This window comes from Halorubrum salinarum, from assembly GCF_013267195.1.
Classification (GTDB): Archaea; Halobacteriota; Halobacteria; order Halobacteriales; family Haloferacaceae; genus Halorubrum; species Halorubrum salinarum.
Genome location: NZ_CP053941.1, coordinates 59,890 through 72,172 on the forward strand (window position 1 = coordinate 59,890; position 12,283 = coordinate 72,172).

At 69.8% G+C, this 12,283-nt stretch carries 13 protein-coding genes; 6 read left to right on the forward strand and 7 right to left on the reverse strand.

Annotation, left to right across the window (positions count from 1 at the left end):
- Window positions 1–38 precede the first annotated feature (38 nt).
- Together HPS36_RS00300 and HPS36_RS00305 are read right to left on the reverse strand one after the other, a co-directional pair.
- Window positions 39–1,268, reverse strand: coding sequence for an RNA-guided endonuclease InsQ/TnpB family protein (locus HPS36_RS00300; RefSeq protein WP_173228054.1), 1,230 nt, complete (start codon window positions 1,266–1,268; stop codon window positions 39–41).
- Between the two features lie 3 nt (window positions 1,269–1,271).
- Window positions 1,272–1,418 carry a DUF2080 family transposase-associated protein gene (locus HPS36_RS00305; RefSeq protein ID WP_173228055.1) on the reverse strand — a complete coding sequence of 49 codons (147 nt, stop codon included), beginning with the start codon at window positions 1,416–1,418 and terminating at the stop codon, window positions 1,272–1,274.
- A 196-nt stretch (window positions 1,419–1,614) separates the two neighbouring features.
- Between HPS36_RS00305 and HPS36_RS00310 the strand changes: the two genes are divergently transcribed.
- The 3 genes from HPS36_RS00310 (at window position 1,615) to HPS36_RS00320 (ending at window position 3,207) form a co-directional block, all read left to right on the forward strand.
- Window positions 1,615–2,310, forward strand: coding sequence for a hypothetical protein (locus tag HPS36_RS00310; RefSeq protein WP_173230762.1), 696 nt, complete (start codon window positions 1,615–1,617; stop codon window positions 2,308–2,310).
- A 107-nt stretch (window positions 2,311–2,417) separates the two neighbouring features.
- On the forward strand, window positions 2,418–2,834 hold the full coding sequence (locus tag HPS36_RS00315; protein ID WP_173228056.1) for an MPN domain-containing protein: 417 nt from the start codon (window positions 2,418–2,420) through the stop codon (window positions 2,832–2,834).
- Between the two features lie 46 nt (window positions 2,835–2,880).
- Window positions 2,881–3,207 carry a DUF5789 family protein gene (locus HPS36_RS00320; RefSeq protein ID WP_121562212.1) on the forward strand — a complete coding sequence of 109 codons (327 nt, stop codon included), beginning with the start codon at window positions 2,881–2,883 and terminating at the stop codon, window positions 3,205–3,207.
- Between the two features lie 34 nt (window positions 3,208–3,241).
- Here HPS36_RS00320 and HPS36_RS00325 read toward each other — a convergent pair whose 3' ends face one another.
- The 3 genes from HPS36_RS00325 to HPS36_RS00335 all read right to left on the reverse strand — a co-directional run bounded on the left by HPS36_RS00325 (window position 3,242) and on the right by HPS36_RS00335 (window position 6,495).
- On the reverse strand, window positions 3,242–3,547 hold the full coding sequence (locus tag HPS36_RS00325; RefSeq protein ID WP_173228057.1) for a PRC-barrel domain-containing protein: 306 nt from the start codon (window positions 3,545–3,547) through the stop codon (window positions 3,242–3,244).
- 105 nt (window positions 3,548–3,652) lie between these two features.
- Window positions 3,653–5,947: an LUD domain-containing protein gene (locus tag HPS36_RS00330; RefSeq protein ID WP_173228058.1), complete on the reverse strand. Its 2,295-nt coding sequence runs from the start codon at window positions 5,945–5,947 to the stop codon at window positions 3,653–3,655.
- Window positions 5,944–6,495: an LUD domain-containing protein gene (locus tag HPS36_RS00335; protein ID WP_137715652.1), complete on the reverse strand. Its 552-nt coding sequence runs from the start codon at window positions 6,493–6,495 to the stop codon at window positions 5,944–5,946. Before HPS36_RS00335 ends, HPS36_RS00330 begins: the two co-directional genes overlap by 4 nt.
- Window positions 6,496–6,649: 154 nt before the next feature.
- Here HPS36_RS00335 and HPS36_RS00340 point away from each other — a divergent pair, with 154 nt between their 5' ends.
- Complete coding sequence (locus tag HPS36_RS00340) at window positions 6,650–9,721, forward strand: FAD-binding and (Fe-S)-binding domain-containing protein (RefSeq protein WP_173228059.1); 3,072 nt, start codon at window positions 6,650–6,652, stop codon at window positions 9,719–9,721.
- Between the two features lie 7 nt (window positions 9,722–9,728).
- Here HPS36_RS00340 and HPS36_RS00345 read toward each other — a convergent pair whose 3' ends face one another.
- Both HPS36_RS00345 and HPS36_RS00350 read right to left on the reverse strand, forming a co-directional pair.
- Window positions 9,729–10,739 (reverse strand): DUF5787 family protein, encoded by a 1,011-nt coding sequence (locus HPS36_RS00345; protein WP_173228060.1) that lies wholly within the window; start codon window positions 10,737–10,739, stop codon window positions 9,729–9,731.
- A gap of 52 nt (window positions 10,740–10,791) precedes the next feature.
- Entirely contained in the window at window positions 10,792–11,238 is a 447-nt protein-coding gene (locus tag HPS36_RS00350) for a bis(5'-nucleosyl)-tetraphosphatase (RefSeq protein WP_121562207.1), read from the reverse strand.
- 201 nt (window positions 11,239–11,439) lie between these two features.
- Here HPS36_RS00350 and HPS36_RS00355 point away from each other — a divergent pair, with 201 nt between their 5' ends.
- Together HPS36_RS00355 and HPS36_RS00360 are read left to right on the forward strand one after the other, a co-directional pair.
- Window positions 11,440–11,778: a hypothetical protein gene (locus HPS36_RS00355; protein ID WP_173228061.1), complete on the forward strand. Its 339-nt coding sequence runs from the start codon at window positions 11,440–11,442 to the stop codon at window positions 11,776–11,778.
- 161 nt (window positions 11,779–11,939) lie between these two features.
- Window positions 11,940–12,272: an uS10/mL48 family ribosomal protein gene (locus HPS36_RS00360; RefSeq protein WP_121562205.1), complete on the forward strand. Its 333-nt coding sequence runs from the start codon at window positions 11,940–11,942 to the stop codon at window positions 12,270–12,272.
- Window positions 12,273–12,283 lie beyond the last annotated feature (11 nt).

Sequence of the window (12,283 nt, forward strand, 5' to 3'; positions counted from 1 at the left end):
AACGTGATACCGGCGGAGACGCCGTGAACTACCCAACCCTACTTGCTTACCGCTGACGCGGTTCGCTCCTTGAGAGTAGGGCTTCCTGCTTCCACGACGCGCTTTGCGGACACAGATGTATCCGTAGGGAGCGCAGTCTCCACAGGCGTTGATTCGGAGTGTCCCACTCCTACGTCTTCAAGACCGCGAAAAAGAATATTCCATGCCGCGTTTGCGTCCCTGTCAGCTTCAAACCCACACGCTGGACAGGAGTGTTCACGAACCCACAACGGCTTCTCTGTCGAAACGCCACAGGAAGCACACTCTTTGGTCGTTCCATCCGGATTCACCGTGATGAACTGCGTCCCTTCGCGTTCGCACTTGTATTTGAGCATTCGACGAAACATTCCCCACGCCGCACCAACACGGTCCCGAGAGTTACCAGGAAGCTCAACCAGCCCCTTCGCGTCTAAGTCCTCTACCGCCACCAAGTCGTACTCAGTGGCGTAGTAGTTTGACAATTTGTGGAGGAAGTCTCGTCGCTTTCGTTTCAGGTCAGCATAACGTTCGGCCACGACCTTGCGCTGTTCCTCCCAATTCGAAGACCGATGTTCCTTCCGAGAAAGGTCGCGTCGGGCGCGTTTAATTCGCTCGCGTTCCTCGCTGAAGTTCGGACTCTCGATGGCGTATCCATCGGTGTCGTGGGCGTACGTGAGGATCCCCACGTCGATGCCAACCACTTTTTCGAGAGTATCCGGTTTTGCCGGCGTGGCTTCCTCTACGTCGATTCCAAATGTGGCATACCACTCCCCAGTTGGTTCCCGTTTGACCGTGACCTGTTTGATGATTGCCTCATCGGGGATGTCTCGGTGGAGGTGAATCGGAATTTCACCGATTTTACTCAACCACAACACTGGCCGACCACTCGTATTCTTGAGTTCGAAGCCGGACTGGTTGTAGGTGAGTGACCGATACTCTCGAGGCGATTTCCACTTGAGCATTCCCACGGCACGCCCAGTCTCTTTTTGAGCTTTGAGCGTGGAGAGGTTGTCATAAACGCGCTTAACGACCATCTGGAGGACTTTTGAGTAGACATCTCCAAGGTCGTCCCACCACTCTTTGAACTCGGGAAGTCGCCCTTGTACGTCGTAGCGAGTTGGAATCTCGTCTGTTTCGTTGAGCAGGTAGAGAACGTGGTTGTACAGTTGTCTACAAGTATCGACGTGATCTGAGAGCTCCTCACGGAGGTTTTCCGGTGGATCAAGTCGATACTTGTAGTTGTAATACATAATCTACTCGTCTGTGTCGGGGTCTGAGACGCGGACAATTTTCACGTCGGCTCCGCGCCAGCGCTTAGGAACGATGACGTGGGCACTATTGCCCGAAGGTTTTGCGATCCCTTCGAGAACCTCCTTGCCTTCGATCTCAAATCTGTCCACAGCAGATGTATATACATTGTACAGACATGAAGCTAGCGATTGGCTGGTCGCCGCAGAGTGTATGAGAAACGATGACGGCGCTGTATTCGCTCCCGACTGTGCTACTCGGCCTTCTATCTACGTCGCCCATCGAAAGAGGGAGCCCTAGCGACTGAACACCATTAACAAGGGTCCGGGCCGAACGGAGGGTATGGGCATGAAAGGCGACGAGCCGGACCTCCACGAGATCGATCGCTACGACGGCGGCGTCGGCTGGATCGCGTACCCCGACGAGACGATGGAGCGCGCGAGCCACGCGTTCGCGGTCGACAACGAGGAGACGGACGCGGCCGACGTGTGGGTGGTCGACCCGGTCGACGCGCCCGGCGTCGACGAGCTGCTCGACGACCTCGGCGAGGTGGCCGGGGTCGTGGTCGGGCTCGACCGCCACGTGCGCGACAGCGGCGAGGTCGCCGCGCGCCACGGCGTTCCGGTGTACGTCCCCGAGTGGATGACGGGCGTCGCCGAGGAGCTGGACCCCGACGTCGAGGTCGAGCGGTTCGGCTCGCGGCTCGCCGACACGGGCTTTGAGGCGATCCGGATCCGCGACTCCTCGCTGCCGCCGTGGCAGGAGGTCGGGCTCTTCGACGGCGAGACGCTCATCGTCCCCGAGTCGCTCGGCACCGCGTCGTACTTCCGGGGCGACCGCGAGCGACTCGGCGTCCACCCGATGCTGCGGCTCACGCCGCCGACGACCGCCCTCTCGGGGCTCGACCCCGAACGGGTCCTGACCGGGCACGGCGTCGGCGTCCACGAGCGCGCGGCCGTCGCCGTCGAGGACGCCCTCTCGGACTCCCGGTCGAAGGCGCCCGGGCTGTACGCGAAGACGCTCGCGTCGGCGCTGCCGTTCTGAGCGGGAACGGCGGTGCCGCGGCGCCGCGGCGGCTTTCAGGGCCTTCGGGGCGTCGGCCGAGCGGTGCGTGACCTTTTGCCAATGCGTCCCGTAGCGACGGGCGACCAGTGATCTACGTCACCCGCGACCTGTTGACCGTGCTCCGCGAGCGCGCCGCGAGCGAGGACCCCGACGAGGTGAACGTCCGGCTCTCGGCGACGCCCGCCGAGGAGTTCGAGGCGGACCTCGGGCTCGACCCGGCGACGCCGGTGGTGACGCACTTCACGCTCCCGTCGGTGGGCAGTTCGGTCAGCTCCGTGTTCGGCGTCGACCTCGGCACGCCGGCCGGCGAGGGCGGCGCGCGGTTCCTCTCGCACCCGGACGGGTTCCTCGGCGTCTCCCGCACCGACGACCTCGCGGGCGTGGTGATCGTCGCGGTCCCGCCGTACGACGCGGACTCGGTCGCCGCCTTCGACCGGACCGGGGACGGGGTCGAACTCGCCGTCGTCGACGCCGTCCCGCCGACGGAGTCCGTGCCGGAGTGAGCCGAGAGCAGGGGTTTCAAGCCGTCGGAGGGAGTATCCGGTCGCAATGGCAGCACGGCCACCCGGTGGCGGCGATACGAAGGAACCGGAGGCGATCGAGTTCGGCATCGCCGCGCTCGACGCCCGGCTCGACGAGGCGGACGTGTCGTTCCCCGCGACGGCCGCGGAGCTCCGCGACGCGCTCGGCGATCAGGAGGTGCCCTACGACGCGCAGGGGCGCTCGATCGCGCTCTCGGACGCGCTCGACCGCGTGCCGCAACGGGAGTTCGAAAACGAGACGGCGTTCCTCGACGCGCTCTACCCGGTGTTCGACGAGGCCCGCCGGGAGGAGCGCGGCGTGATCGCCAGCCTTCGCGACGCCTTACCCTTCTGAGTCGGTCGGGCGCGGTCCGCCCGACCGAGACCCCTCACCGCGACTCGGCGATCTCGCTCGCTTCCTCGTCGGACTCGCCGGCGTCGTAGCGCTCGATGACGTCGTTGATCAGGACGACGTCGCCGACCGCGCGGACCCAGCGGTACGGGACGATGACGCCCGTCGAGCCGCTCACCTGCCCGGCGAACAGCTCGTGGTTGAGTTCGGCGACCGCGAGGCCGGTCACGGCGCGGGCGTCCAAGTCGAGCTGGATGTCCTCGATTTCGCCGACGAAGACGCCGTTGCTGGAGTACACCTCGCGGCCGACGAGCGACGTGATCTCTTCGGGGGCTGCGTTCATACACGATACGGTCACGAGCGCGCCTAATAAGCGTTCGTTGTCGAACGACGCGCGTCGGACGCCGTCCGGTCGCCGCCGTCCGAACCCCGCAACTCCCGGCGCCCGTCACTCCCGCGGCGCGATCACTTCGATCGGGTGGAGCGGCGACGCCTCCAGCAGGGCGTCGAGCTGTTCGGTACAGGAGGTGCCGGGCGCGACGACGGTCCGGTCGGTGTCGCCGAACTGCTCGACGAGGGGCTCGCCCACGTCCACGCTCAGCTCGTAGTAGTCCGTCTTGTAGCCGAACGAGCCCGCCATCCCGCAGCACTCGGTGTCGGAGACCAGCACGTCGTAGCCGAGCCGCTCGAAGGTCGCGGTCGCGTACTCGCCCACCTCGACCGTGCGCGCCTGACAGTGCGGATGGTAGGCGATCCGCCTGCCCGACGCCACGGGACCGGTGCCCTCGCTCGGCGCGCGCAGCGCCGCGGGGTCGGCGCCGTTCTCCAGCAGGCCGAAGACGTACTCCATGGCGTCGTAGCTCGCGGCCGCGAGCCGCTCGTGGGAGTCGGTCGGGAGGAACCGCTCGTACTCGCGGCGGAACGTCGCGAGGTCGCTCGGCTCGATCACCACCACGTCGCGGCCGGCGTCGAGGTGGGGCGCCAGCCCGGCGTACACGTCCTCGGCGGCCGCCTCGGCGGTCGCAACCATCCCCTGCGACAGGGGCGGGCGACCGCTGCCGGGCAGGTCGGGCACCAGCACGCGGACGCCGAGCGCCTCCAGCGCCCTGACGGTCGCCTTGCCGCGCGCGACGTCGACGTAGTTCGTCGCGGTGTCGGGGTAGACGACCGCCTCGCGGGTCGCCTCGTCCGCCGGGACCGCGGGGCCGCCGCGGGCCTCGAACCACTCCACGAGCGACTCGCGCGCGAACGCGGGGAGGTCGCGGCGGCGGTCGATGCCGGCGACCCGCTCGGCGACCGCGCGCAGCGGGCCGACGTCCGCGAGCCGGTTGGCGAGCGGCGCCGTCTTGTGCCCCCACTTCGCGAGCGTCGCGTAGTTGCCCACGAGCCGGGTGCCGAGGTCGAGGCCGCCCGGCTCCTCGTCGGGGACCAGCTCCTCGAACGCCCAGTCGAGCTGGCTCGGGTCGGCCTCGCCGCGGTTGATCCGGTCGCGGACCGCGGTGTTGATCCACGGGATGTCGATGCCGACCGGACACGCCGGGACGCAGCGCGAGCAGCCGGTACAGAGGTCGTTGAACTCGGCCGCGGTGTCGAGCCCCTCGATGCCCGCCTCCCAGCCCGTCGCGATGCCGCCGGAGTAGGTCTCGCCGCCGAACGCGTGCCCGCCGACGCTCTGGAAGTTGCCGCAGGCGTTCGAGCAGGCCGAACAGCGGATGCAGTACAGCGTCTCCCTCAGCGTCTCGTCGTCGCGCATCGCCAAGCGCCCGTTGTCGATGAGCACGAGGTGGAACTCGCGGTCGGATTCCGAGCCGTCGGCCAGGGGGCCCTCGTCGGCCGCGAAGTCCGGCACCGGCGAGTCGACCGGCGGCGTGAGCGTCGAGATGTAGGAGGTCACGTCCTGCCCGGTCCCCGACCGGCCGATCAGCTCGACGAACGGCGAGAAGTCCTCGACGGTCGGGACGAGCTTCTCGACGCCCGCGACCGCGACGTGCGTGTCGGTCGCGGTCACCGTCTTCCTGGCGTTGCCCTCGCTCGTCACGAGGAGCATGGTGCCCGAGTCCGCGGCGACGAAGTTCGCGCCGGTCATCCCGAGGTCGGCGTCCTCGATCAGCTCGCCGAGCCGCTCGCGGGCGAACATCGTGAGCTCCTCGGCGGTCTCGGGCGGGTCGTCGGGGTCGAACCGCTCCGCGAACAGCTCGGCGATGGCCTCGCGGGACTTGTGGATCGCCGGCGCGACGATGTGCGACGGCTCCTCCTCGGCCAGCTGGAGCACCCACTCGCCGAGGTCCGTCTCGACGACCTCGACGCCGTCGTCCGCGAGCGCGTCGTTCACCTCGATCTCCTCGGAGGTCATCGACTTCGACTTCACCGCGCGCTCGGCGCCGCGCTCGGCCGCCACCTCCCGGATGTACCGGTTGGCGTCGGCCGCGTCGTCGGCGAGGTAGACCGTCCCGCCGTTGGCCTCCACCGTCTCCGTCACCTCGTCGATGAGGGCCGGGAGGCGCTCGATGGCGTCCTCCTTGATGGCCCGCGCCTCGTCTTTCAGCGCCTCGTAGCCGTCGAGGCGGGCGGTCGACTCGTAACGCCCCTCGTTGAAGCCGCGGGTGTTCGCCGCGACCGCGTCGCCCTCGGTCGCGAGCAGTTCGCGGATCCGGTCGGCCTTCGCCTCCCGGTCGAGGTCGCCCGGCGCCTCGGCGGGACGCGCGTCCTCCGTCCCCGCGCCGGGGTCGGCGTCGCTGCTCATCGCTCCCCCTCGCCGGGGTCGTCCTCGCGGAGCAGCACCACGTGGACCTCCTTCGGCCCGTGCGCGCCGTGGACGAGCCCGCCCATGTCCGCCGTCGCGCTCGGGCCGGTCGCGAACACCACGTCGACCGACTCGTCGCGCGCCCGCGGCCCGAGCCACTCGAAGGCGTCGGGCATGTCGGGGACCAAGTCCGCCTCGCGGAGGACGACGACGTGGCGGTCGACGAACAGGCTCACCGGCTCCGTGCCGGCCGCGTCCGCCTCCAGCGCGACGCTCCCGTACTCGGCGACGCCCAGCGACGCCGCCGTGACACCGGTGTGCGCCCCGCGCAGGTCGGCGGTGGTCGGTTCCGTCTCGATCCGCTCCGGGAGGGTCGCGGGCGAATCGGCGAAAGCGGCCGGCCCGGACCGGTCGAGCGGGACCCCGACCGCGGGCTCGCCCGCGGCCGCCTCGACCATGGCCGCGCACTCCGCCGGCGGCCCCGCCGAGACCGCGACGCCGAGGTCGTCGAGTCGACCCGTGAACGTCGACGTGTCTGCGAGCGACATGGTGGTCACTTCGCCGGTCGGCATAAGGGTGTTGCGGCGCTTCTCGCGGACGCGAACCGGGCCGCGCGATCGGATGCGGCCGCGCGATCGGATGGAGTTCCCGCGACGCGCGGGCGGCAGGAGGTTTTTCATGGTTCGACCGCGAGGGTCTCGCATGGCCACCAACACGCCGGAGCCGGATCCGACGGACGGCGGGGACTTCGACTACACCGGCGGGTCCGTGGAGCGGCCGGACCTCGTCGACGCGCTCGACGCCCGCGTCGACGGCGACGTGCGGTTCGACGACTACTCGAAGCGGCTGTACGCGACCGACGCCTCGGCGTACGAGGTCACCCCAATCGGCGTCGTGATCCCGGAGTCGACGGCGGACGTCGCGGCCGTCCACGAGTACTGCTTCGCGGAGAGGATCCCCGTCCTCCCGCGCGGCGGCGGCACCTCCCTCGCCGGGCAGACCGTCAACGAGGCGGTCGTCCTCGACCTGACGGGCGAGATGGACGCGGTGATCGAGACCGACGCCGACGCGAAGACGGCCCGCGTCCAGGCCGGCGCGTACGTGGGCGACCTCAACGCCGCCGTCGAGGGCGACGGCCTGAAGTTCGCGCCGGACCCGGCGTGGCGCGACAAGTCGGCGGTCGGCGGCGCCATCGGCAACAACTCCACCGGCTCGCACTCGCTGAAGTACGGCAAGACGGACCACTACGTCGAGGAGGCCGAGGTCGTCCTCGCCGACGGCACCGTGGCGACGTTCGGCGAGGTCGCGGTCGAGGAGCTCCGCGAGTCCGCCGACGCCGACAGCGACGACCTGCTCCCCCGGATCCACGCCGAGGTCGTCCGAGTCCTCGACGAGGAGGCCGACCGGATCGACGAGCGCTACCCGGAGCTGAAGCGGAACGTCTCCGGCTACAACCTCGACCGGCTCCTCGCCGAGTACCGCGGCGAGCACGGCGAGGCGGGCGTGGTCAACCTCGCCCGGCTCATGGCCGGCAGCGAGGGGACGCTCGCGACGGTCACCGAGGCGACCGTCTCGCTCGTCGAGATCCCCCAGACGAAGGCGGTGGCGCTGCTCACCTACGACGACCTGCTGGACGCGATGGAGGACGTGGCGGCATGCCTCGAACACGACCCCGCCGCCGTCGAGGTGATGGACGACGTGCTGCTCGGCCTCGCGGCCGACACGCCTGAGTTCGAGGACGTGGTCGGGATGCTCCCGGACGGCACCGACTCCGCGCTCCTCGTGGAGTTCTACGCCGACAGCGACGCCGAGGGGAAACGGAAGGTCGCGGACCTCATCGCCGACCGCGTGGGCGCCGCCGACGGAGACGGCGGCGTCGACACAGCGGTCGAGCCGAGCGCGGGCGCCGCCGAGACGACGAGCCACCCGCGCCGCGCGGCCCACGCCATGGAGGCCCACGACCCCGAGAAGCGCGACCGGTTCTGGAAGATGCGCAAGGCCGGCCTCCCGATCCTCCTCTCGCGGACCACCGACGAGAAGCACATCTCCTTCATCGAGGACTGCGCCATCCCGCCCGAGCACCTCCCCGAGTACACCCGCGAGTTCCAGGAGATCCTGGCCGACAACGACACGTTCGCGACCTTCTACGCGCACGCCGGCCCCGGCGTCCTCCACGTCCGCCCGCTGATCAACACGAAGGAGGTCGACGACGTGGAGGCGATGCTCGACATCGCCGACCGCGTCACCGACGCCGTGGTCCGGCTCGGCGGCTCGGTGTCCGGCGAGCACGGCGACGGCCGCGCGCGGACCCAGTGGAACCGGAAGCTGTACGGCGACGACCTCTGGGAGGCGTTCCGCGACCTGAAGACCGCGTTCGACCCCGACTGGCTGCTCAACCCGGGCAACGTCTGCGGGGAGGTCGACATGCGCGAGAACCTGCGGTTCGACGCCGACTACGAGTACGACGCCGGCTTCGACCCCGCGATGGAGTGGGCGGTCGACAACGGGATGCAGGGGATGGTCGAACTGTGTCACGGCTGCGGCGGCTGCCGCGGCCCGCAGGAGACGACCGGCGGCGTGATGTGTCCGACCTACCGCGCCGCCGACGAGGAGATCCAGTCGACCCGCGGCCGGGCGAACATGCTCCGCGGGGCCATCAACGGCGAACTCCCCGACGACCCGACCGACGACGAGTTCGTCACCGAGGTGATGGACCTCTGTGTCGGCTGTAAGGGCTGTAAGGTGGACTGCCCGAGCGGCGTCGACATGGCGAAGCTGAAGGCCGAGGTCGAGCACGCCCACCACGAGGAACACGGGGCCGACCTCCGGACGCGGCTGCTCGGCCGCTTCGAGTCGCTAGCCCCGCTCGCGTCGCGGTTCGCGCCCCTCTCGAACCTCCCGAACAAGATCCCCGGGAGCGGCCTCATCGCGGAGAAGGCGCTCGGCATCGCCAGGGAGCGCGACCTGCCCACCTTCCGCTCGGAGACGCTCGTCGACTGGTTCGAGGCCCGCGGCGGCGCGGGCGTCCCGCGCGAGGAGGCCGCCCGCGAGGTCCTGCTGTTCCCCGACGTGTACACCACCTACACGAACCCCGGCGCCGGGAAGGCCGCGGTGCGCGTGCTGGAGGCCGCCGACTGCCACGTGCGGATCCCCGACGTGGACGGCAGCGGGCGCCCGCCCCACTCGAAGGGGCTGCTCGACGTGTCGCGCGCGACGGCGAGAGACGCCGTCGAGACGCTCGCGCCCGACGTGCGCGACGGCTGGGACGTGGTCGTCGTCGAGCCCTCCGACGCCGTGATGCTCCAGTCGGACTACCACGACCTGCTCGACGGCGACGCCAGCGACGTGCCCGACGCCGACGTGGCCGCCGTCTCCGAGAGCGCCTACGGCGTCATGGAGTACGTCGACGCCCACCGGCTCGACGAGGAGCTCGCCCTCGACGCCCCCACTGAGTCGCTCACCTACCACGGCCACTGCCACCAGAAGGCGACGAAGAAGGACCACCACGCGGTCGGCGTCCTCCGGCGCGCCGGCTACGGCGTCGACCCGCTCGACTCCTCGTGTTGCGGCATGGCCGGCTCGTTCGGCTACGAGGCCGAGCACTACTCGATGAGCAAGGCCATCGGCGAGACGCTGTTCGAGCAGGTGGACGCCAGCGGCGGCGACGCCCTCGTCGCGCCGGGCACCTCCTGCCGGACGCAGCTGGAGGAGGGCCCCGGCGAGGTACCGGAGCCGACGCACCCGATCCAGAAGCTGGCGGCCGCGCTGGCGTAGGCTGGGCTCACTCGGACCCGGGTCGTCCCGCGCCCGCGACCGCGTCGCGCTCCCGCTCGCGGCGCCGCGCCAGCAGCCGCTCGATCCCCTTCCCCGGGCCGCCCTCGATGGGCCACCCCCGCGTGCGCCACTGCGGCGGCTCCGGCGAGAACTCCGGACAGGAGCCCGAGCACTCCCGCGCGGTCGGCACCTTCCCTTTCGCGGCGCAGTGCGGGACGAGCGCGCGGCCCTCGCGCCGGAGTTCGAAGTGTCGGCAGTCGGGGCGCATCGTGTCGTGGAACGAGCGCCACCCCTTCCCGTACGCCCGCTCGGCGATCTCCAGCCGCAGCGTCTCCGTCTCGGGGTCTCGGCGCTCGCCCTCGCCCGGCGCGAGGTCGCTCGGGTGCCACGCCACGTCCGCGGCGTCGGCGTCGACGCCCGCGGAGAAGTCAGTCGCGAGGATGCCCGCCTCGACGGGCAGCTCGCGGAGCAGGGCGGGCTCGACGCGCTCGCCGGTCGTCTCGGTCGCGAGCCACGCCTCGTCGGCGAGCGCGGCCTCGACGTCGTGGGCCAGTTGGTCGGCGAGCCGGTCGGCCGCCGAGCGGTCGAGGTCCGGCTTGTTCTCGACCGCGACGATCCGCTCGACCCAGCCCGGGTACGGGCGCACCCGCCGGATCTCGATGCGGTTGCCGTCGCGGCGCTTCTCGATCAGGTCCCGGCCCGCGGCGCGGTGGACCGCCTGCCGCACGTAGCGCCACGGGTAGCCCGGGTCGGGCAAGGCGTCGCGGTACCACGCCCACTCGGTGGGCGCGCCGCGGACCACGTGGAGGAGGTCGGAGTCGATGGTCCGGTCGCCGAACGCGCGCCGCCGCGCGAACGCCGCCGGGTCGACCTCGATCACGACCGTGTCCCAGCGGCGCTCCTTGGTGCCGAGCTGGCGGGCGACGATCGCCGGGCGCAGCCCCTCGCTGGGGTGCCAGGCCAGCTCGGCGTACCGACAGACCAGAAGCTCGTAGCCGAACTCGGCGTCTGGCGTCACTGGTCGACCAGTCGAGCGGGGCGGACAAAAGCGAACCGCCCGGGGCGGGCGCCTATACGTACTTGCCGTCTTCCTCGTCTTTCCGCTCGTCGAGGTACTCGTGGGCCTCCTCTAAGATGTCGCGCGGGCCGTCCTGCGTGATCGTGTTGATCGCCTGGTCGTAGTCGCGCCACTGGAGGTCGCGGTGTTCCTTCGAGAGCTCCGCGCTCGCCTCGAACGAGCGGGCGATGAAGAGGTGGACCGTCTTGTGGATGGTCTTCCCGTTCGCCTCGAACACGTAGTCGTACTCCCTGCGGAACCCGTCGATCAGCCGGAAGTCCTCGATTCCGGCCTCCTCGCCGACTTCTCGTATCGCCGTCTGCTGGAGCTCCTCGTCCCCCTCGACCCCGCCTTTGGGGAACTCCCAGTCCCCCGGTCGGCTCTTCAGGAGCAGGTACTCCCGTTCGCCGCGGGTATCGCGGAAGAGGATGGCTCCGGCACTGGTCGCTTCGACCGTCATTGGCCGCAGGTAAGCGATCACCCCTAAAGAGCGTGTCGGACTTCCGAACGGTCGTGTCAGTGCGGGCTGAAAGACGAGACGGCGAGGTTCCGAGCATCGCCGGACGGTCGAAACGGCGCCACACCGCTCTCGGTACCGGTCAATAGCACTCCGTCGGTCTCATAGTTTGTTTTATGATTGCGTCGCACGTGACCCGGAATAATGGGCGCGACCGCTGAGGTTCGGCGGCGGTGTCGGCTCGCGACGGAACCGCACCGCGACAGGGGCGTGACGCTCCACGGCGTCGACGGCCGGACGTATCACGCCATCGACGCGACCGAGGACGCCCGCGATCGCTTGGCTGACCTACGCCTCGGGGACGCGGTCGAAGTCGTCCTCGAATCCGTCCGCTGTCGGGGCGACGGCTGGCGGATCATCCGCTTACGCGAGGTCGACCGAGGGAACGCTCCGGCCGGCCGTCTTCAGGGAACTGGTCCGACGCAGCGCCGACCGTCCGGCGAGCGGGACGACTCCGCGGACCGGCTAAACGCGAAGCCGTAACTCGGGGTTCGAGCCGAACGCCGCCGCGGCGCGCGGCGGTGCGGATACCGCGGGCTACGCTCGGCTCCAGCGACCGTCGCGGCCGGGGCGAATTCGGGGCCGGAATCGCGGGTAGATGCGTTTTTACCGCTCGGGCGGCCATTGGCGGACGACCCCCAGCCATGACCTTCGTCACGAAACTCGACTTCGCGTCCGGCGACCGCGACGTGCTCGTCGAGACCGTCCAGGAGCTCAAGGAGACGCTCGAACGCAAGGGCGCCGAGTGTAAGGGCCCGCACGCGAGCCCCTCGGAGCGCGTCACCGTCCCGCTGTACAAGGACCTCGCGCCCGGCGACGAGTTCTCGCCGTGGCGCTACGACGTGTACCGCCGCTCGATGGAGATCCACGGCGCCGACGACATCGCGCGCGACGTGGTCGGCCGCGACTTCCCCGACTCGATCCACGTCGAGGTCGAGGTCGACCAGAAGAAGCCGCTCGGGCACCGACGCGACTGAGCCGGTCCCCC

Excerpts from the sequence above, each read along its gene's own strand:
- HPS36_RS00300 (WP_173228054.1), bottom strand. The coding sequence starts at position 1,268 with ATGTATTACAACTACAAGTATCGACTTGATCCACCGGAAAACCTCCGT.
- HPS36_RS00310 (WP_173230762.1), top strand. The coding sequence starts at position 1,615 with ATGAAAGGCGACGAGCCGGACCTCCACGAGATCGATCGCTACGACGGC.
- HPS36_RS00320 (WP_121562212.1), top strand. The coding sequence starts at position 2,881 with ATGGCAGCACGGCCACCCGGTGGCGGCGATACGAAGGAACCGGAGGCG.
- HPS36_RS00325 (WP_173228057.1), bottom strand. The coding sequence starts at position 3,547 with ATGAACGCAGCCCCCGAAGAGATCACGTCGCTCGTCGGCCGCGAGGTG.
- HPS36_RS00330 (WP_173228058.1), bottom strand. The coding sequence starts at position 5,947 with ATGAGCAGCGACGCCGACCCCGGCGCGGGGACGGAGGACGCGCGTCCC.
- HPS36_RS00335 (WP_137715652.1), bottom strand. The coding sequence starts at position 6,495 with ATGTCGCTCGCAGACACGTCGACGTTCACGGGTCGACTCGACGACCTC.
- HPS36_RS00340 (WP_173228059.1), top strand. The coding sequence starts at position 6,650 with ATGGCCACCAACACGCCGGAGCCGGATCCGACGGACGGCGGGGACTTC.
- HPS36_RS00350 (WP_121562207.1), bottom strand. The coding sequence starts at position 11,238 with ATGACGGTCGAAGCGACCAGTGCCGGAGCCATCCTCTTCCGCGATACC.
- HPS36_RS00355 (WP_173228061.1), top strand. The coding sequence starts at position 11,440 with ATGGGCGCGACCGCTGAGGTTCGGCGGCGGTGTCGGCTCGCGACGGAA.
- HPS36_RS00360 (WP_121562205.1), top strand. The coding sequence starts at position 11,940 with ATGACCTTCGTCACGAAACTCGACTTCGCGTCCGGCGACCGCGACGTG.